The organism is Corallococcus sp. AB011P (genome assembly GCF_003611605.1).
GTDB classification, from domain to species: Bacteria; Myxococcota; Myxococcia; order Myxococcales; family Myxococcaceae; genus Corallococcus; species Corallococcus coralloides.
In genome coordinates this window covers 351340-369304 of the sequence record NZ_RAVX01000005.1, presented here as the reverse complement: position 1 = coordinate 369304, position 17965 = coordinate 351340, and the positions used below count along the sequence as shown (strand labels likewise).

The 17965-nt window shown below is 68.5% G+C and carries 19 protein-coding genes; 15 read left to right on the top strand and 4 right to left on the bottom strand.

Annotated elements, in window-relative coordinates; translation table 11 throughout:
• The first annotated feature begins 69 nt into the window (after nt 1–69).
• From D7X30_RS17275 to D7X30_RS17265, 3 genes are all read left to right on the top strand, one after another.
• Nucleotides 70–855: an IF-2 protein gene (locus D7X30_RS17275; protein WP_120564027.1), complete on the top strand. Its 786-nt coding sequence runs from the start codon at nt 70–72 to the stop codon at nt 853–855.
• Between the two features lie 542 nt (nt 856–1397).
• A complete protein-coding gene (locus tag D7X30_RS17270) occupies nt 1398–3755 on the top strand; it encodes a ribonucleoside-diphosphate reductase subunit alpha (protein ID WP_199724395.1) in 2358 nt (785 codons plus the stop codon).
• Between the two features lie 63 nt (nt 3756–3818).
• A complete protein-coding gene (locus tag D7X30_RS17265; protein WP_120564025.1) occupies nt 3819–4829 on the top strand; it encodes a ribonucleotide-diphosphate reductase subunit beta in 1011 nt (336 codons plus the stop codon).
• Nucleotides 4830–4909: 80 nt separating this feature from the next.
• Here D7X30_RS17265 and aqpZ read toward each other — a convergent pair whose 3' ends face one another.
• The 4 genes from aqpZ to D7X30_RS17245 all read right to left on the bottom strand — a co-directional run bounded on the left by aqpZ (nt 4910) and on the right by D7X30_RS17245 (nt 7905).
• Nucleotides 4910–5737, bottom strand: a complete 828-nt coding sequence (gene aqpZ / locus D7X30_RS17260; RefSeq protein ID WP_120564024.1) for an aquaporin Z — start codon at nt 5735–5737, stop codon at nt 4910–4912.
• A gap of 162 nt (nt 5738–5899) precedes the next feature.
• Nucleotides 5900–6436 carry a hypoxanthine phosphoribosyltransferase gene (gene hpt / locus D7X30_RS17255; RefSeq protein ID WP_120564023.1) on the bottom strand — a complete coding sequence of 179 codons (537 nt, stop codon included), beginning with the start codon at nt 6434–6436 and terminating at the stop codon, nt 5900–5902.
• Nucleotides 6437–6448: 12 nt separating this feature from the next.
• Entirely contained in the window at nt 6449–7264 is an 816-nt protein-coding gene (locus tag D7X30_RS17250; protein ID WP_120564022.1) for a uracil phosphoribosyltransferase, read from the bottom strand.
• Between the two features lie 41 nt (nt 7265–7305).
• Nucleotides 7306–7905, bottom strand: a complete 600-nt coding sequence (locus D7X30_RS17245) for a thymidine kinase (protein WP_043321219.1) — start codon at nt 7903–7905, stop codon at nt 7306–7308.
• A gap of 195 nt (nt 7906–8100) precedes the next feature.
• Between D7X30_RS17245 and D7X30_RS17240 the strand changes: the two genes are divergently transcribed.
• The 12 genes from D7X30_RS17240 to dnaB all read left to right on the top strand — a co-directional run bounded on the left by D7X30_RS17240 (nt 8101) and on the right by dnaB (nt 17957).
• Nucleotides 8101–8472, top strand: coding sequence for a DUF5658 family protein (locus D7X30_RS17240; protein WP_120564021.1), 372 nt, complete (start codon nt 8101–8103; stop codon nt 8470–8472).
• A gap of 116 nt (nt 8473–8588) precedes the next feature.
• Nucleotides 8589–8888, top strand: coding sequence for a septation regulator SpoVG (spoVG, locus tag D7X30_RS17235; RefSeq protein ID WP_120564020.1), 300 nt, complete (start codon nt 8589–8591; stop codon nt 8886–8888).
• Nucleotides 8889–8929: 41 nt separating this feature from the next.
• Nucleotides 8930–9883, top strand: coding sequence for a ribose-phosphate pyrophosphokinase (locus D7X30_RS17230; protein WP_120564019.1), 954 nt, complete (start codon nt 8930–8932; stop codon nt 9881–9883).
• 222 nt (nt 9884–10105) lie between these two features.
• Nucleotides 10106–10795, top strand: a complete 690-nt coding sequence (locus D7X30_RS17225) for a 50S ribosomal protein L25/general stress protein Ctc (RefSeq protein ID WP_120564018.1) — start codon at nt 10106–10108, stop codon at nt 10793–10795.
• 115 nt (nt 10796–10910) lie between these two features.
• Nucleotides 10911–11486, top strand: a complete 576-nt coding sequence (gene pth / locus D7X30_RS17220; protein WP_120564017.1) for an aminoacyl-tRNA hydrolase — start codon at nt 10911–10913, stop codon at nt 11484–11486.
• Between the two features lie 275 nt (nt 11487–11761).
• Nucleotides 11762–12238 (top strand): 30S ribosomal protein S6, encoded by a 477-nt coding sequence (rpsF, locus tag D7X30_RS17215; protein ID WP_120564016.1) that lies wholly within the window; start codon nt 11762–11764, stop codon nt 12236–12238.
• Between the two features lie 48 nt (nt 12239–12286).
• Complete coding sequence (gene rpsR, locus D7X30_RS17210; protein ID WP_120564015.1) at nt 12287–12697, top strand: 30S ribosomal protein S18; 411 nt, start codon at nt 12287–12289, stop codon at nt 12695–12697.
• Nucleotides 12698–12727: 30 nt separating this feature from the next.
• Nucleotides 12728–13171 (top strand): 50S ribosomal protein L9, encoded by a 444-nt coding sequence (gene rplI, locus D7X30_RS17205; protein ID WP_120564014.1) that lies wholly within the window; start codon nt 12728–12730, stop codon nt 13169–13171.
• 196 nt (nt 13172–13367) lie between these two features.
• On the top strand, nt 13368–14525 hold the full coding sequence (locus D7X30_RS17200; protein ID WP_120564013.1) for an acyltransferase: 1158 nt from the start codon (nt 13368–13370) through the stop codon (nt 14523–14525).
• Nucleotides 14522–15640, top strand: a complete 1119-nt coding sequence (locus D7X30_RS17195; protein WP_120564012.1) for a sensor histidine kinase — start codon at nt 14522–14524, stop codon at nt 15638–15640. The genes D7X30_RS17200 and D7X30_RS17195 overlap by 4 nt, the downstream gene beginning before the upstream one ends.
• Entirely contained in the window at nt 15637–16407 is a 771-nt protein-coding gene (locus tag D7X30_RS17190) for a LytTR family DNA-binding domain-containing protein (protein ID WP_120564011.1), read from the top strand. Before D7X30_RS17195 ends, D7X30_RS17190 begins: the two co-directional genes overlap by 4 nt.
• 158 nt (nt 16408–16565) lie before the next feature.
• Nucleotides 16566–17957, top strand: coding sequence for a replicative DNA helicase (gene dnaB / locus D7X30_RS17185; protein WP_120564010.1), 1392 nt, complete (start codon nt 16566–16568; stop codon nt 17955–17957).
• Nucleotides 17958–17965 lie beyond the last annotated feature (8 nt).

Sequence of the window (17965 nt, the reverse complement as noted above, 5' to 3'; positions counted from 1 at the left end):
TCCCAGAAGACCCAATTTCAGGTTTCGACCCTCACGGGCCCAAGCCCGTCCGACCGGAGAGCAGGCGACATGACCACCCATTCACCGCAGGGATTCGGCTACCGGGCCCGCCGCACCTTCACCCGGCTCGTCGTCTTCCTCGTCATCCTGGGCCTGGGTGGCGGCGTCGTCTTCCTCCTGGGCCAGCTCAACGCCCGCACCTTCACCGTCCTGCAGGAGAACGGCGAGCTGGTGGTGATGAAGGGCCGCGCCCTGCCCACGGGCGCCGCCGCCTACCGCCCCGGGGACCCGCGCCTCGCGGACGCCTACGCCCCCCTCCCCCTGGAGGGCCAGGACGTCACCCTGCTGACGCAGCAGAAGTTCACCGACCGCGACGACCTGGACCGCGCCCTCTTCCCCCTCCTGGAGACCCTGGCCCGCCCGCGCATCGCGTCCGGCGAGCCCGCCAAGGTGGAGCGCGGCCTCTATTATCTGCGCCGCGCGGAGAAGCTGTCCGGCATCACGGAGGAGCAGCGCAGAAGCCTCCAGTCCATGCTCACCGACGTCGCCTTCTACCAGGCGCGCCAGAAGCTGGAGGACGCCCGCCGCCTCGTGTCCGAAGGTTTGGCCCAGCTCAAGCTCGCCGCGGAGTCGGAGAACCGCCACGCCCGCGCCGCCAACCAGATGCTCACCACCGTGGGACCCACTGCACGCGACCTGGAGGAGGCCCTGCGCCGCGCTGTCCACAGCGAGAGCGCCCCGAACAACACCCCTGTAGCACCGGCGCCCCGGCAACCCGCCCCGTCACCCGCCGGTGACGCGTCCGCCACGCCTCCGTCAGCCGCCCCAACCCCCGACGCGGGCGCCCAGCCCTGATCTCCAGGGGTTGGGTGACCCCATGAAAAAGACGGTCCCGAAGGGGCTTTTCCGGCCCTGTAAATGTCCTGCGGAGGACGGCCGGAACAGTGTTGGTGAGTGATCATAGATTGCAATGATCGATCCGACCCTGGCGGCAGGTTTACACAGGATCTAGCGTTGACACACCAGGTGACCCCCCATAGGTTGGGTGCGTTCGAGCGGCTGCCCCAAGTCCGGGGGCTCGCTCCCGGAACCCGGAGGCTGGTGTGGTTTTCTTGATCGACACACACGCCTGCCCCACAATTCGCTACATGTCGGGCCGCTGTCACCAAGCCCCCGGGTCCTGATCGGAAGTCAGTTCCTCCCTGCCATCACCGGAGCCTTCACCCACGGGGTCAGTCCGCCCTGGTGGCTCCGCATTGCCTTGTCCTGGAAGTGAGACGCCCGTGACCGTCCAGACGCCTTTCAAGCCGAACGCCGTCGCCTCGCCGCCCCCCGACTCCGCCGCCGTGGCGCCCGCCACGCAGGCCCCGTCGGCTCCCGGCGACTTCACCACCACCATGCGGGTGAAGAAGCGCAACGGCACGGCGGAGCCGGTGGACCTCAACAAGATCGTCCGGGCGGTGGGCAAGTCGTGCGTGGGCCTGTCGCGCGTGGACGTGATGCGCGTGGCCACCAAGACCATCAGCGGCCTGTATGACGGCGCCACCACGCGGGAGCTGGACAGCCTGTCCATCCAGACCGCCGCGGCGCTCATCGTGGAGGAGCCCGAGTACGCCCGGCTCTCCGCGCGCCTGCTCTCCACCTTCATCCAGAAGGAGGTCAGCAACCAGGACATCCAGTCCTTCAGCCAGTCCGTCGCCGCCGGCCACAAGCACGGCCTCATCGCGGACCGCCTGCTCACCTTCGTCCAGGCCAACGCGCGCAAGCTCAACGCCGCCATCGACCCGGTCCGCAACGACCTGTTCGAGTACTTCGGCCTGCGCACCGTCTACGACCGCTACCTGCTCAAGAACCCGCAGACGCGCGAAGTCATCGAGACGCCGCAGGACTTCTTCCTGCGCGTGGCGTGCGCACTGTCCGGCGACAACGCGCGCGAGGCCATCGAGCTCTACCGCCTGTTCAGCTCGCTGGAGTACCTGCCTTCCTCCCCCACCCTGTTCAACTCCGGCACGCGCCACGAGCAGCTCTCCAGCTGCTTCCTCCTGGACTCGCCGGCGGATGAGCTGGACGCCATCTACAAGAAGTACTCGGACATCGCGATGCTGTCGAAGTTCTCCGGCGGCATCGGCGTGGCGTACCACCGCGTGCGCGCGCGCGGGTCGCTGATCAAGTCCACCAACGGCCACTCCAACGGCATCGTCCCGTGGCTCAAGACGCTGGACGCGTCCGTGGCGGCGGTGAACCAGGGCGGCAAGCGCAAGGGCGCGTGCTGCGTGTACCTGGAGACGTGGCACGCGGACATCGAGGACTTCCTCGAGCTGCGCGACAACACCGGTGACGAGGCCCGCCGCGCGCACAACCTCAACCTGGCCAACTGGGTGCCGGACCTCTTCATGCGCCGCGTGGAGGCCGACCAGGAGTGGAGCCTCTTCGACCCGAAGACGACTCCCCACCTCACCGACCTCTTCGGTGACGCCTTCGACAAGGCCTACGCGGAGGCGGAAGCGCAGGGCCAGGCCGTGCGCAAGGTGAAGGCGCGCGACCTGTACGCGCGGATGATGAAGGTGCTCGCCCAGACGGGCAACGGCTGGATGACCTTCAAGGACATCTGCAACCGCAAGAGCAACCAGACGGGTCAGCCGGGCAACGTCATCCACCTGTCCAACCTGTGCACCGAAATCCTGGAGGTCACGAGCCAGGGTGAGACGGCGGTGTGCAACCTGGGCTCGCTCAACCTGAGCCGCATGGTGAAGGACGGGAAGTTCGACTTCGACCTGCTGCGCTCCAACGCGATGCTCGCGCTCAAGCAGTTGGACCGCGTCATCGACCTCAACTACTACCCCATCCCCACCGCCGCGGACTCCAACCGCCGCTGGCGCCCGGTGGGCCTGGGCCTGATGGGCCTCCAGGACGTCTTCTTCCAGCTGCGCCTGCCCTTCGACTCCGTGGAGGCGCGCAACCTGTCCAAGAAGATTTCGGAGGAGATCTACTACGCGGCGCTGGTCACCTCCTCCGACCTGGCGGAGCAGTTCGGCGCGCACCCCTCCTTCCCGGAGACGCGCGCGGCCAAGGGCGAGCTCCAGTTCGACAGCTGGGGCATCGTCCCGGAGGACACGCTGCGCTGGGACGCGCTGCGCTCGCGCATCATGAAGGTGGGCCTGCGCAACTCGCTGATGATCGCCATCGCGCCCACGGCCACCATCGCGTCCATCGCCGGCTGCTACGAGTGCATCGAGCCGCAGGTGTCCAACCTCTTCAAGCGCGAGACGCTGTCCGGTGACTTCCTCCAGGTGAACCGCTACCTGGTGCGCGACCTGCAGCAGCTGGGCTTGTGGAACGAGAACACCCGCAACCGCATCAAGATGGCCGAAGGCAGCGTGCAGGACCTCACGGAGCTGCCGGAGGAGCTGCGCGCCATCTACCGCACCGCGTGGGAGCTCCCCATGCGCGCGCTCCTGGACATGGGCGCGGACCGCGGCGCCTTCATCGACCAGAGCCAGTCGCTCAACCTCTTCGTGGAGACGCCCAACATCGGGAAGCTGTCCTCGATGTACTTCTACGCGTGGCAGAAGGGGCTCAAGACGACCTATTACATGCGCTCGCGCCCGGCGACCCGCATCGCCAAGACCACCGTGGGCCAGGGCGGCCCGACGATGACGGCCGCCCCCACGCCCGCGCCGCAGGTGGTGACCGCGGAGGCGGAAGCGGTGGCGTGCTCGCTGGAAAACCCCGAGGCGTGCGAGGCCTGCCAGTAGTCCTCTGGCGGTCCCCCACCCTGCTGTCCCCTGTCGTCGTGTGAGTAAGGGAGTACCGAAGCAATGCTGCTCGATCCGGGAATGAACCTGACGCTGCGCCCCATGGCGTATCCCGTCTTCTTCGAGATGTACCGCAACGCCATCAAGAACACCTGGACGGTGGAGGAGATCGACTTCTCCACGGACCTGGTGGACCTGCGCTCGAAGATGACGGACGCGGAGCGTCACCTCATCCACCGGCTGGTGGCCTTCTTCGCCACGGGCGACTCCATCGTCGGCAACAACCTGGTGCTCAACCTCTACAAGCACCTGAACGCGCCCGAAGCGCGCATGTACCTGTCGCGCCAGCTCTACGAAGAGGCCCTGCACGTCCAGTTCTACCTGACGCTGCTGGACACCTACGTGCCGGACCCGGCGGAGCGCGCCAAGGCCTTCGCGGCGGTGGACAACATCCCGTCCATCCAGCGCAAGGCGCGCTTCTGCATGAAGTGGATGGACAGCATCCAGGCGGTGGATCAGGTCCGCTCCAGGTCGGACCGCCGCCAGTTCCTCTTGAACCTCATCTGCTTCGCGGGCTGCATCGAGGGCCTCTTCTTCTTCGCGGCCTTCGCCTACGTGTACTTCCTGCGCAGCAAGGGGCTGCTCAACGGCTTGGCCGCGGGCACCAACTGGGTGTTCCGCGACGAGTCCGCCCACATGGCCTTCGCCTTCGAAGCCATCCAGACGGCGCGCAAGGAGGAGCCGGACCTCTTCGACGCGGGCCTGGAGAAGGACGTCGTGCAGATGATGCGCGACGCGGTGGAGTGCGAGACGCAGTTCGCCCAGGACCTGCTGAGCGGCGGCGTGATGGGCCTGTCGGTGCAGGAGATGCGCGGCTACCTGGAGTACGTGGCCGACCAGCGCCTCCAGATGCTGGGCATGGCCCCCATCTTCCACACCAAGAACCCGCTGCACTTCATGGACCTGCAGGACGTGCAGGAGCTCACGAACTTCTTCGAGCGCCGCGTGTCGTCCTACCAGGTCGCCGTGGGCGTGGGCGCCGCCAACGACGTCGTCTTCGACGCCGCCTTCTAGGCCGTCCCCTCCCCTGCTTCACACACCCAGGCCGTGCCCCGCGTCGAAGCGAGGCACGGCCTTCGTGCGTTCAACACGCTTCAGACGGGGCGCTCCACGTCGCGCGGTCCCACCACGCGCTCGCGGCGCTCCTCGTCCAGGGCCTGCTCCGCGCGCGCGGCCGTAATCTGCACCGCCGGGCGGTTCACCAGCCGGTACACCGCGGACGCGAAGGCCGCCCCCAACAGCGGCGCGATGATGAACAGCCACAGCTGGCGCAGGGCGTCCCCTCCGGCGAACAGCGCCGGGCCCAGGCTGCGCGCCGGGTTCACCGACGTGTTGGTGATGGGGATGCCCACCAGGTGGATGAGCGTCAGCACCAGGCCAATGGCCACGCCCGCGAAGCCCACCGGCGCGCGTGAGTCCGTGGCCCCCAGCACCGTCAGCACCAGCAGGAAGGTGAGCGCCACCTCCGTGAGGAACGCCGCTCCGCCGCCATAGCCCTCCGGCGACGCCGCCCCGTACCCGTTGCTGCCCAGCCCCTCCGCGCCCGCGGAGTAACCGCCCGGAGCCCCCTTCGCGATGAGCAGCACCACGCCCGCCGCGACGATGGCGCCCACGCACTGCGCGATGACGTAGCCAGCCAGGTGACGCTTGTCGAACTTGCCCGCCATCATCAGGCCCACCGTCACGGCCGGATTCACGTGGCAGCCGGAGATGGGGCCCATCGTGTAGACCATGGCCAGCAGCGACAATCCGAAGGCGAAGGCCACGCCCAGAAAACCAATGCGGTCGCCCGCCAGCACCGCCGCGCCAACGCCGCCGAGCACCAGCACGAACGTGCCGACGGCCTCCGCCAGGTACTTCTGCATCGCGTCCCCGCCGGCTGTCGCCGTCCGCGGGGCGGCCCTCACGTTCCCGTCTCGCATGTCCAAGCCTCCTCAGGTGTTCAGAGGAGAGGCTGCGCATGCGTGTGCCCCTCGATGCACGAAGGCCCTGCACACGGCCGCCGTGCGGCGCATGGACAGGGCCCTCGCAGTCCCGGGGCCCCCACCCCGAAGGGAGGGGCACCCGAGCCCATCAGGCGTTTCTCAGGCGTGCTTCCAGATGCCGATGAACGGCAGGTTCCGGTACTTCTCGCCGTAGTCCAGGCCGTACCCGACGACGAACTTGTCCTCGATGACGAAGCCCTTGTAGTCGATGTCCACCTTCGTCTTGGCCCGCGCGGGCTTCTCCAGGAGCGAGCAGATCTTCACCGACGCCGGGTGGCGCGCCCGGAGGTTCTCCAGGAGGAAGCTCATGGTGAGCCCCGTGTCGATGATGTCCTCGATGATGAGCAGGTGCTTGCCCGCCATCGGCTTGGACACATCCGTGGTGATGCGCACCTCGCCCGTGGACTCCGTGCCGCCGTGGTAGCTGGCCACGCCCAGGAACTCGAGCGTCAGCGGCAAATCAATGGCCCGCGCCAGGTCGATGGCGAAGAACGCGGAGCCCTTGAGCACGCAGATGAGCGTCAGCTCCTTGCCCTGGTAGTCGCGGGTAATCTGCGCGCCCAGCTCCTTCACGCGCGCCTGCACGGCCTCCTCGGAGATGAGGACGCCGACATCCTTCTCGTGGAACGTCGTCACCGGGTGCTCCCTCTACACGTAGGCGTTGTTCATGATCTCCCCGAAGCCGCCGCCACCGGGGACGATGTATTGCCGGTCATCCAGGCCCCGCTCCTTCTCCCAGAGCAGGCCCGGCGCGGTGCCGAACACCTCCGGCGGGGACAGGCCGCGGTCCAGACGGAGCGCGTAGATGATGACGTCCGGGTGCTCCGTCGTCATCCGGCGCAGGTACTCCGGCGTGACGATGAGGTTGAGCGTGATGATGCGCCGGGCCCGCCCGGGCACCTTCGTCTTGTACAGCTGGATGGCCGTGGACAGGCTGCCGCCCGTGGCCCCCATGGGGTCCGGGAACAGCACGAACGCGTCGTCCACGTCCCCGCCAATCTTCGCGCCGCCAATCTCCGAACCCACCACCGCCTGGGCCGCGTCGATCATCCGGCTCATGATGATGTGGTCCTGGCGCACCAGGGACGGGTCCACCGTGAAGTTGAGCAGGTCATACGTCACCTGCGACGGCAGCGTGCCCGCCCGCGCGATGTTCACCGTCACCACGCGCAGCTGCGGGTCCACCACCTCGCCCTGGTAGATGCCCAGGGGCGTGGAGTCGATCATGCGGGTGGGGATGGTCACCATCTTGCGCGGGAACTCCGCGTTGATGACCGTCTTCACCAGGTCCGCGTAGAGCTGCTCCACCAGCCGGTTGATCTGCGGCTGCAGCGTGCCCTTGGCGCACAGCGTGGCCAGCTGGGAGAGGAGAAACGGATTTCCCACCAGGTGGACGTTGGCCCCATAGTGATGGGCCATCTCGTTCAACTTGAAGGGCACGTTCGCGTAGAGAGTGTCGCGCATCGGATGGGGCTCCCGCGCCGGGGTTAAGGCGGCTTACGGCTTCAGTCGAACAGCTTCAGCGTCTGCGGAGGGCTCGCCTCCGCGGGTTCCGCCACGTGACACTTGCGGCAGCGCGGCTCGTAGGCACCCGCCGCGCCCACCACCACCCGCTCCTCGCTGCCAATGATGCGCTGCGAACGGTTGGCCGGGTTCCCGCACACCGCGCAGATGGCCAGCTCCTTCGTCACGTACTCCGCCACCGCCATCAGCTGCGGCATCGGTTCGAAGGGGCGCCCCTGGTAGTCCTGGTCCAGGCCCGCGCAGATGACGCGCATGCCCCGTTGGGCGAGCGCTTCGCACACCTGCACCACTTCTCCGCCCAGGAACTGCACCTCGTCGATGCCCACCACCTGCGTGTCGGGGGACAGGTGCCGGAAAATTTCTTCAGCCCTTTCGATGGGCAGGGACGTCAATTTCAACTGGCTGTGGCTGACCACCTGCGTGTCGTCGTAGCGCGTGTCGATGCGCGGCTTGAACACGCGCACCTTCTGCCGGCCGTACAGCGCGCGCTTGACGCGGCGGATCAACTCCTCCGTCTTACCGGAGAACATGGATCCGCAGATGACCTCTATCCACCCGATATCTTTGGGGAATTGATGCAATGGACGCTCGTCGGGGTGTGGCAGGGCGGGGGCAATCTCCGCGACCCACCCCTTCCCGTCAATTTCGTTTCCAGGCTGGCAAGCCCCCCGTCTCCGCCGCCTGCCCGGCTGCTTCCCGCAAGTCGTGGAAGCCCTGGCAAGGGATTTGAATAGCCCAGGCCCCAGGTACCAGGACGGGAACCTTGGGGGTGGGGCGTGGCGGCGACGGCGAACGAGGTGCAGGCGGGGAGTTGGGCGCAGCAGGCTTCTTTCTACACGTCACCGGCGTCGGTGGCGCTGCTCATGCTGAACCTGTTGGACGGGCTGTTCACCCTGCTCTTCCTGCAGCTGGGAGTGGCGGAGGAGCTCAACCCGGTGATGCGCGTGGCGTACGAGCAGTCACCGCTGCTCTTCATGTTCTCCAAGCTGCTCATCGTGAACGCGGGGCTGTGCCTGCTGTGCCTGCACCGCCGGCTCAAGGCCAGCCGCGTCGCCATCCGCGTGGGCGCCGTCGTCTACGCCATCATCGTGGTCTACCACCTGGCCTTCCTCACCCACCTGGTGAGTCATTGGCCCTTCGGGGCATGACGGCTAGCGGAGCAGTGAACGGTCCCCAGCGCGACAGGTAGGGGGTGCTTGCTTTTCACCTTCAGTCTGTCCCAGGCTTCCCCGTAGCTCCGGCCTTCCAGGTTCGGGGGGGGACCATGAACATCACCGACGTCCGGGTGTTTCCGGTCGAAGAGGACAAGCTCAAGGCGTACGTCACCATCACCCTGGATCACTGCTTCGTCGTACGCGACCTGAAGGTGATCCACGGCTCCACCGGGCTCTTCATTGCCATGCCCGCGAAAAAACGGAAGGACGGGACCTACAAGGACATCGCTCATCCGTTGAACGCGGACACGCGAAGCCAGATGGAGCGCGTCATCCTGATTGAGTACGAGAAACACCTTCACCAGGCGCAGAGCGGGACGCTCGGTCCCGTGGCGGCTGAACTCGACTAACGAACTTCCATTCGGGGCGCTCACGGGTTAGTCAGCGCCCCATGCAGCCGTCGCGTGACTTCAAGGTGTTCGCCGGGAACTCGAACCCGGCGTTGGCGCAGCGCATCTGCGAGTACCTCCAGCGGCCCCTGGGCAACGCGGTAGTGGACACGTTCTCCGACGGGGAGATCCACGTCGAGATCGGCGAGAACGTGCGCGGACAGGACGTGTTCATCGTCCAGTCCACGTGCCCGCCGACGAACCACCACCTGATGGAGCTGTTGATCATGTGCGACGCCCTCAAGCGGGCGAGCGCCGGCTCCATCACCGCCGTGATGCCGTACTACGGGTACGCTCGGCAGGACCGGAAGGTGGCGGCCCGCACGCCCATCACCGCCAAGCTGGTGGCGGACATGCTGGAGGTCGCGGGCGTCAACCGGGTGGTGTCCATGGACATGCACGCCGGGCAGATCCAGGGCTTCTTCAACATGCCCTCGGATCACCTCTACGGCTCGCCGGTGTTCCTGGAGGACATCCGCAAGCGCTTCCCGGAGTCGAGCGAGCTGGTCATCGTCAGCCCGGACGCCGGCGGCGTGGAGCGCGCGCGCGCCTACTCCAAGCGGCTGAACACGGGGCTGGCCATCATCGACAAGCGCCGCCCGCGCCCCAACGCCTCGGAGGTGATGAACCTCATTGGCGACGTGAAGGGCAAGGACGCCATCCTGGTGGACGACATGGTGGACACCGCGGGCACGCTCGCCCAGGCGGCCCTCGCGCTGAAGGACAAGGGCGCGCGCCGGGTGCTCGCGTACGCGGTGCACCCCATCCTGTCCGGCCCCGCCATCCAGCGCATCACCGACTCCGTCCTGGAGGAGGTCGTCTTCACGGACACGGTGCCGCTCGCGGCCGACGCCAAGGCGTGCCCGAAGATCCGCGCCCTGCAGACGGACGCCCTCTTCGGGGAAGCCATCGCGCGCATCCACCGCGCGGACTCGCTGAGCTCGCTGTTCGTCTGACGTCGTCCGGGCCAGCCCGGGCGCAGCCAGGCGAAGAGCCGCCTGGAGTCCGGGCGGCTTGACGAAGGACCCCGGGGGCTGGCATGTCCGCCCCCTCCACCGGTTCCATGGGCCTGACAACAGGCCCGGGCGCCGTCTTCGGGGCCCACCATGGGGGTGGGATGCCGAGGGCGCCCAGACGCCGGTGAACACTGCGGTACCCCACCGAAAAGAGAGATTTCCATGGCCACCGACAAGAGCACCCTCGAAGCGCAGGCCCGTGAAGGTTCCGGCAAGGGCATTGCCCGCCGCCTGCGCGCGTCCGGCCAGGTTCCCGCCGTCGTCTACGGCAAGCACCTGAAGGCGCCGCTGCACATCTCCGTGGACCCCAAGGCCATCCGCACGGCCATCAACACCCCGCACAAGCTGAACACGCTCATCCAGCTGAAGCTGGCGGGCAATGAGCAGCAGGTCCTGCTGAAGGACTACCAGATGGATCCGCTCACCCGCGACATCCTGCACGCGGACTTCATCGCCGTGAGCGAGAAGGAGCAGGTCAAGGTGAACCTCCCCGTCGTGCTCACCGGCAAGGCCCCGGGTGTGGCGGAGGGCGGTCTGCTCACCCAGGTGCGCCGCAACCTGGAGGTCTGGGCGCTCCCCGGCGCCATCCCGCTCCAGATTGAAGTGGACGTCAGCAATCTGCAGATCGCGGAAGCCATCCACGTGAACGACGTGAAGCTCCCCGAGGGCGTGTCCGTGAAGACGCACGTCAACTACACCATCGCGGTCCTCGCCGCGCCGGAAGCGGCGGAGGCGGCTCCGGCCGCGGCCGCGGCGGCGGCTGCCCCTGCGGCGGGCAAGGCGGGCGACGCGAAGGCGGGCGACGCGAAGGCCCCCGCGGCGGCCGCGGCCAAGGCCCCGGCGAAGAAGTAGTCCTCTTCCGCCGTTCGGTATCTCTCCGCGGGGCGGGCCTCTTCCAGGGCCTGCCCCGCTGTCTTTTTCCGGGTGTGGACCCCTTCAAGGCCCCCACCCTCCTTGGGAGCCTTCCATGAAGCTCATCTGCGGGCTGGGCAACCCCGGGCGCGAATACGAGCGCCACCGCCACAACGTCGGGTTCATGGTGGTGGACGCGCTCCTGTCGCGCGCCCGCGCGGAGCTCACCCAGGACAAGTTCCAGGCGCGCGTGGGCCAGGGAAGCCTGGGCGGCGAGCGCATCCTCTTCGTGGAGCCGCAGACGTACATGAACCTGTCTGGCCGCTCCGTGGCGGAGGCCGCGCGCTTCTACAAGGTCGCGGTGCAGGACGTGCTCGTGGTGCACGACGAGCTGGACATGCCCTTCGGGAGGCTGCAGCTCAAGGCGGGCGGCGGCGCGGGCGGGCACAACGGGCTCAAGAGCATGGTGCAGTGCCTGGGCGAGGACGCCTTCATCCGCGTGCGGGTGGGCATTGGCAAGCCGGAGGGCCCCAACGCCAAGGAGCGCGTGGCGGGCTACGTCCTGTCCAACTTCGACGACGGCGAGCGCCGCCAGCTGGAGGAGCTCGTCGGGAAGGCGGCGGACATGGCGGAGAGCTGGGTGCGGGACGGGCTCGCCACGGCGATGAACCGCCACAATCGCCGGGCCTGAAGCTCCGGGCCGGCCGCCTGTCCGCCGGTTGCCCCTCTGGCTCCCCTTGACTTTCCAGGAGGGGTCCTCTTAGAAGCCCCTTCCCCCGGAGTGCGTCCCACGCCTTCCGGTGGATGTTCTTTCAAAGCTTCCCGTGTTCACGCACGGGCCAAGGCGCGACGGTGACGGGCGCGCGAGAGGATTTCCCGTCCCCGGTGGTGGCCTTCGAGGGCCTCCGGCCGTTTCCCCGCTCCCCGGATGGTCCGGGGGGCACTCGACCCCAAGGGGAGAGAAACATGGCAGAGACGCAGGCCGCCAAGCGGCTTCGTGAGTACGAGACCATCTTCCTGGTCAAGCCGGACGTGACCGACGACAACGTGGACAAGCTCAAGGAGCGCGTCCGCGGCATCGTTTCGCGTGAGGGCGGCAAGGTCCTCCGCTTCACGGTGTGGGGGAAGAAGAAGACCCTGTTCCCCGTGGCCAAGCAGCCCCGCGCCATCTACGTCCACACGAGCTTCCTGGGTGACGGCAAGCTGGTGGCGGAGATCGAGCGCAACCTGCGCAACCTCGACGACGTCACGCGCTACATCTCCGTGAAGATCGCGGACGAGGTGGATCCCGAGTCGCGTCCGGTGCTCGAGGACCTCAAGCTGGCCGGCGACGTCGAGGAGACCCGTCCGGGCGCTCCCGCCGAGCGCGAGGGTGGCTTCCGCAGCGAGACGCCTGAGTTCGTGGCTGGCGAATCGGAAGAGGAGTCCACCGAGGAGGCGTAACGCCTCTGACGGGACCTTCCCCCAACCTTCCAGGAAACGAGAACGTTCATGAGCAACGGCATGGATAGCAAGCAGGGCGCGGGCGCTTCCCGCGGCCCCGGTGGTGGTGGCGGTGGCGGCTACGGCGGCGGTTCGCGCGGTGGCGACCGCGGTGGTGATCGCGGCGGTGACCGCGACCGTGGTGGTGATCGCGGCGACCGCGGCGGCATGGGCGGCGACGACGACAAGCGCGGTGGTCGCGGCTTCGGCCGCAAGAAGGTCTGCCGGTTCTGCGCGGAGAAGAACGCGTCGGTGGACTTCAAGGACCAGGCGACGCTGAAGTACTTCGTCACCGAGCGCGGCAAGATCATCCCCCGCCGCATCTCCGGTAACTGCGCGAAGCACCAGCGTGAGGTGGCGGTCGCCATCAAGCGCGCCCGCGGCATCGCGCTCCTCCCCTACAACGCGGTGGTCGGCTAGTCGCCGGTCCGCAACACAGGAGACAGGAACATGAAGGTCATTCTGCGTGAGGACATCGACAACCTCGGCAAGTCCGGCGAGCTCGTCACGGTGAAGGACGGCTTCGGCCGTAACTTCCTGCTGCCGCGCAAGAAGGCGGTCCTGGCGAGCGAGCAGAACCTGCGTCAGCTGGAGCACGAGAAGGCCGTGCACACTGCGCGCAACGCCAAGCTGAAGGGCGCTGCCGACGAGCAGGCCAAGAAGCTGGGCGCCGTCAAGGTCACCATCAAGCGCAAGGTGGGCGAGCAGGACAAGCTGTTCGGCTCCGTCACGGTGCTGGACATCGCCGAGGCGCTCGCGGCCCAGGGCCAGCAGGTGGATCGCCGCCAGCTGCACCTGGCCGAGCCCATCAAGTCGCTGGGCAGCTACGAAGTGGAGCTCCGCCTGCACCGCGAGGTGACGGCGAAGATCAAGGTCGACGTGGTGGCCGAGTAGTCCACCGCTTCACCTGAAGCGCTCCATCGCTTCAAGGGAAGGGCCGTCCGGGCAACCGGGCGGCCCTTTTCGCGTCTCCGGGGTCCTGCCCCATCCGGCTCGCGCCGCTGGCGGTCCGTTTCACGGCATCCGCGTGGAGCCAGGAGCGCGGGCGTGGGTACTTCAGGGGCGGACACCGCCTGGAGGTCCCCGCCGCATGAGCGCTCCACTCCGCCCCGCCGCCGCGCACCACCCCGACCTGGACTGGCTCCGGGTGCTGGCCATCGTGGTGCTGCACCTGTTCCACACCGGGATGATGTTCAACACCTGGGAATGGCACATCAAGAGCCCCCAGGCGCTGCCGGTGCTGGAGCCTGTCATGGGGGTGCTGCACCTGGTGCGCATGCCGCTCCTGATGGTCATCTCCGGCGCGGGCACGGCGTTCGCGCTCCGGCGGCGCTCCTTGAGGGCGTTCACGAAGGACCGGGCGAAGCGGCTGTTGTTGCCGCTGGTGTTCGGCATGTTCGTGGTGGTGCCGCCGCAGATCTACGTGGAGCGGCTGTTCCAGGGCCGCTTCCAGGGGAGCTACGCCGCGTTCTACCCGACGGTGTTCGACTTCGTGCCCTACCCCGCGGGCAGCTTCAGCTGGCACCATCTGTGGTTCGTGGCCTACCTGTTCGTCTACTGCCTCATGGCCCTGCCCCTCTTCGCCGCGCTGCGCACGCAAGCCGGGGGGCGGTTCCTCGCGGCGGCGGACGCGTGGCTGTCGCGAGGGGTGAACGTGCTGTGGCTCGTCGTGCCGCTGGCGCTCAACCGGGTGCTGCTGCGCGACTTCCCGGAGACGCACGCGCTGCTGGATGATCCGCGCACGCTCATCCACTACGGCCTGCTGTTCCTCTACGGCCACCTGCTGGGCCGCTGCCCGGGCGTGTGGGGCCGGCTGGTGGCGCTGCGCCACGTGCTGCTGGCCGTGGCGTTGGCGGCGCTCGTGGTGGAGCTGGTCTGGCCGTGGCCGGTGATGCCGGTGGTGCCCGCCATCGTGGGGGGCACGGTGCTCATCTGGAGCGGGCTGCTGGTGGCGCTGGCCTGGGCGCGGCACCACGTGCGCACGGCCCCCGCGTGGCTTCCGCACGCGCAGGCGCTGTCATATCCGTTCTACATCTTCCACCAGACGGTCATCATCTGCGTGGGCTACCTGTGCCTGCGCCTGCCGGTGGGTCCCTGGGCCATGCTCCTCGCGGTGCTCACGCTGTCCTTCGCCGTCACGCTGGCGCTGTGCGAGGGCGTGTCCCGCGTGTCGTGGCTCCGGCCGCTCTTCGGCATGAAGCCCCGGGCCGCGCGTCCGGCGGTTCTCACCCCGGAGGCCGTGGGGTGAGGACCTGGGCGGAGCATCCCTCCACGCGGTGGCGCTGGCCCCGGCTGCGCCTGCGTCCGGCGCTGAAGGTCCTGGCGTTCGGGCTGGTCCTGGGTGTGTGGCAGGGCAGCGCGGTGCGGCTGATGCAGCTCATGCGGCCCCATCCGGGCCATTGGGCACCCGCGTTCATCTGGGAGATGACCAGCGCGCTTGCCGTCACGCTGCTGCTCCCCGTCCTGATGACGGCGGTGCTCAACGCGCCGGCACCTCGCGTGGGCTGGGCGCGCTTCCTGGGCATCCACGCGGCGGCGTTCCTCCTCTTCACGTCGCTGCACATCGCGCTGATGGCGGGGCTGCGGCACGGCGTCTACGCGCTGCTGGAGCTGGGGGACTACGACCTGGGGCCACCCGTGTACGCGCTCCCCATGGAGGCGCAGAAGGACCTGATCACCTACGGCCTGGGCTGCGCGGTCATCTCGCTCCTGCACGAGTGGCGGGAGCGGCAGGCCCGCGCGCTGCGCTCGGCGGAGCTGGAGGGCGAGCTGAGGGCCGCGCAGCTCCAGTCCCTCACGGGCCAGTTGCACCCGCACTTCCTCTTCAACGCGCTGCACACCATCGGGTCGGTGATGTACGAGGACCTGCCGCGCACGGACCGGCTCCTGAGCGACCTGGGCCAGCTCCTGCGCGCGAGCCTGGAGCGCACCGAGCCCACCTGGACGCTGGCCGAGGAGCGCGGGCACACCGAGCGCTTCGTCGCATTGCTCTCTGCGCGCTTCGGCGACCGGCTGGAGGTGCGCTGGGATGTGGCGCCGGGGTTGGAGTCCCAGCGCGTGCCCTGCTTCGCGCTCCAGACGCTGGTGGAGAACGCGGTGAAGCACAACCAGGACCTGCGCGGCGCGCTGGAGGTGCGCATCCGCACCCGGGCCGAAGCGGACCGCTGGGCGCTGGAGGTGGAGGACACCGGGCGCGGCTTCGGGGCGCCCTCCCCTGCCTCCGGACCCGGCGTGGGGCTGACGCAGCTTTCGCGCGTGCTCACGCTGCTTCATGGAGACCGGGCCCGGCTGGAGCGCGGCGAGGGACCGGAGGGTGGCGCGCGCGTGACGGTGTGGCTGCCCCGGCTGGAGGCTTCGTCATGACGGTGTTCCGCGTGCTGGTGGTGGACGACGAGGCGCCCGCGCGCGCGAAGGTGAAGCGCCTGCTGGCGGACGACGCGCGCTTCACCTGCGTGGGCGAGGCCTCGGACGGGACGGAGGCGCTCGCGCGCATCGAGTCGCTGCGGCCGGACCTGGTGGTGCTGGACGTGCAGATGCCCGGCCTCACCGGCTTCGAGGTCCTGGAGGCGCTCGGGCCGGACGCCTGCCCCGCGGTCATCTTCTCCACCGCCTACGAGCGCTTCGCGCTCCAGGCCTTCGAGGCCCACGCGGCGGACTACCTCCTCAAGCCCTATGACGCGGGCCGCTTCACCCGGGCGCTCGACAAGGCCCATGCGCTGCTGGGCGCGGGCACGCATGGCTCCGCCGCGCTGGACGCCCTGCTCGCCACGGTGGCGAAGGCCCGCCCGGAACGCCCCCTGGAGCGGCTGGTGGTGAAGGTGGGCGAGGGCTGGGTGCCCCTGCGCCTGGACACCGTGTGGCGCCTGTCGTCGGAGGACAAGTACGTGCGGCTCTTCACCGCCCAGGGCGAGCACCTGGTGCGCCAGACGCTGCGCGCCCTGGAGGAGCGCCTGGACCCCACCCGCTTCGTGCGCGTGCACCGCGGCGACCTGGTGAACCTGGAGGCCGTGGCCCGGCTGGAGCCATGGACGCATGGAGACGGCATCCTGGTGCTCAAGGACGGCTCCACGGTGATCCTCAGTCGCACCTACCGGGAGGCCTTCCTCCAGCAGTGGGGCGCCGCCGAATAGCCCGACGCGCGGGGTCGGTTCACCTGGAGGCCGGGCGGAGGTGCCACGGCGGGTCGTGGCATCCCTCCCGGACCCACCGGGTGCTACAGGTCTGTTGCCTGGAAACTGGACGTCCGCTGGAACGTGTCAGACGCTGCCTGTAGAGGTTCCAAGCAGCCATGCAGAACGTCCTGGACGGTAGGGAAGGTCGGCGGGTCCACGAGGATCTCGCCGCGGAGCGCGCGGTGCTGGGCGCCGTGCTGGCGGACAACGGGCTCATCACGCCCGTGGCGGAGGTCGTCCACGCGGACGACTTCGCCAGCCCTTCGCACGCGCAGATCTTCTCCGCGATGATGCGGTTGGATCAGCAGAGCAAGCAGGTGGACCACCTGACGCTCGCGGAGGAGCTCAAGGTCCTGGGCCAGCTCGTCTCGGTGGGAGGCCCCGCGTACCTGATGGGCCTGGACCAGGTCGTCCCGCTGGCGGCCAACGCCGTCCAGTACGCCCACATCGTCAAGGACCAGGCGCTGCGCCGGCGCCTGGCCAACGTGGGCCGGGAGATCCAGGAGCTCGCCAGCCAGGAGACGGGGGAGCTGGACGTCCTGCTCGACGAGGCCGAGCGCAAGGTCTTCCTCCTCGCGGAGAAGAAGCGCGAAGGCGACCTGCGTCCGGTCAGCGAGCTGATGGAGCAGACGCTCGACCTGCTGGACAAGATGAAGACCGCGGCGACGGGCGTGACGGGCCTGTCCACGGGCTACCTCGACCTGGACAATCAGCTGACCGGCCTGCACGCCGGTGAGCTCATCATTCTCGCGGCGCGTCCCGGCGTGGGCAAGACGTCCTTCGCCATGAACATCGCGGTGCACGCGGCGCTGAAGGAGAACAAGGCCGTCGGCATCTTCAGCCTGGAAATGCCCGCGGATCAGCTGCTCATGCGTCTGCTCGCGTCCACCGCGCGCGTGGACATGAAGAAGCTGCGCGGCGGCCGGCTGTCCCCGCACGACGAGGAGAAGTTCCAGGAGATGGCGGGCGCGCTCTACAACGCCCCCATCTACATCGACGACTCCGGCGGTCTGTCCCCGTTCGACCTGCGCGCGAAGGCGCGGCGCGTGAAGCAGAAGGACCCGCGCCTGTCGCTGCTCGTCATCGACTACCTCCAGCTGATGCACCAGAAGGGCAAGGTGGAGAGCCGCCAGTTGGAAGTCGCTGAAATCTCCCGCGCGCTCAAGCAGCTGGCCAAGGAGCTGGAGGTGCCCATCATCGCGCTCAGCCAGCTCAGCCGTAAGGTGGAGGAGCGCAAGGGCGGCAAGCCCATGCTCTCCGACCTGCGTGAGTCCGGCTCCATCGAGCAGGACGCCGACGTGGTGATGTTCATCCACCGCGAGACGGAGGAGGAAGGTGGCGAAGGCGGTGGTGGCGGAGGCGGCGGTGGCGGGGGTGGCGGCCAGAGCAGCACGGTCATCCCCGTGGAGCTCATCGTCGCCAAGCAGCGAAACGGCCCCATCGGGTCCGTGGAGCTGGTGTTCCTCGCGGAGTACACGCGCTTCGAAAGCCGCGCCCGGAGCGAGTAGTCGCCGCG

Bases quoted from the DNA above. Each gene is read 5' to 3' on its own strand.
- aqpZ (WP_120564024.1), bottom strand. From the start codon at position 5,737: ATGCGAGACGGGAACGTGAGGGCCGCCCCGCGGACGGCGACAGCCGGC.
- D7X30_RS17250 (WP_120564022.1), bottom strand. From the start codon at position 7,264: ATGCGCGACACTCTCTACGCGAACGTGCCCTTCAAGTTGAACGAGATG.
- rpsF (WP_120564016.1), top strand. From the start codon at position 11,762: ATGGCAGAGACGCAGGCCGCCAAGCGGCTTCGTGAGTACGAGACCATC.
- D7X30_RS17200 (WP_120564013.1), top strand. From the start codon at position 13,368: ATGAGCGCTCCACTCCGCCCCGCCGCCGCGCACCACCCCGACCTGGAC.
- D7X30_RS17225 (WP_120564018.1), top strand. From the start codon at position 10,106: ATGGCCACCGACAAGAGCACCCTCGAAGCGCAGGCCCGTGAAGGTTCC.
- spoVG (WP_120564020.1), top strand. From the start codon at position 8,589: ATGAACATCACCGACGTCCGGGTGTTTCCGGTCGAAGAGGACAAGCTC.
- pth (WP_120564017.1), top strand. From the start codon at position 10,911: ATGAAGCTCATCTGCGGGCTGGGCAACCCCGGGCGCGAATACGAGCGC.
- dnaB (WP_120564010.1), top strand. From the start codon at position 16,566: ATGCAGAACGTCCTGGACGGTAGGGAAGGTCGGCGGGTCCACGAGGAT.
- rpsR (WP_120564015.1), top strand. From the start codon at position 12,287: ATGAGCAACGGCATGGATAGCAAGCAGGGCGCGGGCGCTTCCCGCGGC.
- D7X30_RS17190 (WP_120564011.1), top strand. From the start codon at position 15,637: ATGACGGTGTTCCGCGTGCTGGTGGTGGACGACGAGGCGCCCGCGCGC.
- D7X30_RS17270 (WP_199724395.1), top strand. From the start codon at position 1,398: ATGCGGGTGAAGAAGCGCAACGGCACGGCGGAGCCGGTGGACCTCAAC.
- D7X30_RS17265 (WP_120564025.1), top strand. From the start codon at position 3,819: ATGCTGCTCGATCCGGGAATGAACCTGACGCTGCGCCCCATGGCGTAT.
- D7X30_RS17230 (WP_120564019.1), top strand. From the start codon at position 8,930: ATGCAGCCGTCGCGTGACTTCAAGGTGTTCGCCGGGAACTCGAACCCG.
- D7X30_RS17275 (WP_120564027.1), top strand. From the start codon at position 70: ATGACCACCCATTCACCGCAGGGATTCGGCTACCGGGCCCGCCGCACC.
- rplI (WP_120564014.1), top strand. From the start codon at position 12,728: ATGAAGGTCATTCTGCGTGAGGACATCGACAACCTCGGCAAGTCCGGC.